The sequence below is a fragment of the Vibrio sp. M260118 genome (assembly GCF_036533755.1).
Classification (GTDB): Bacteria; Pseudomonadota; Gammaproteobacteria; order Enterobacterales; family Vibrionaceae; genus Vibrio.
Map to the genome: position 1 here is coordinate 1 of NZ_JATABG010000724.1, position 441 is coordinate 441.

Annotated in this window: 1 pseudogene; it reads right to left on the reverse strand. The window is 46.3% G+C overall.

The features are described 5' to 3' along the window. A pseudogene (locus QTO00_RS20865) lies at positions 1-441 on the reverse strand (FimV/HubP family polar landmark protein); the annotation flags it as partial.

Genomic DNA, 441 nt, shown 5'->3' on the forward strand with positions numbered 1-441 from the left:
CGTCACCATTAACGCTGATGCCATTTGAGCTAATATCAACGTCAACATCAGCTAACGACTCATCTAGATTACCGTCATCACCGATACCTGCGAATGGGTCATCACTGTCTTCACCTTGTGCTTCACTAAACAAGTCATCAAGTAGAGATTGGTCTAGCTCATCGGAACCAAGTTCTTCCGAGTCTCCATCACCTGCTAATAGTGAGTCGAGCTCATCTTGCGAGAACTCACCATCGTCAGATAGGTCGAAGCCTTCATCATCAGAATCTTCAATCACCACATCGTCTAGCGCTCGCTCCATCTCTTCGAGACCAAGCGCTTTATCGTCACCATTAACGCTGATGCCATTTGAGCTAATATCAACGTCAACATCAGCTAACGACTCATCTAGATTACCGTCATCACCGATACCTGCGAATGGGTCATCACTGTCTTCACCTT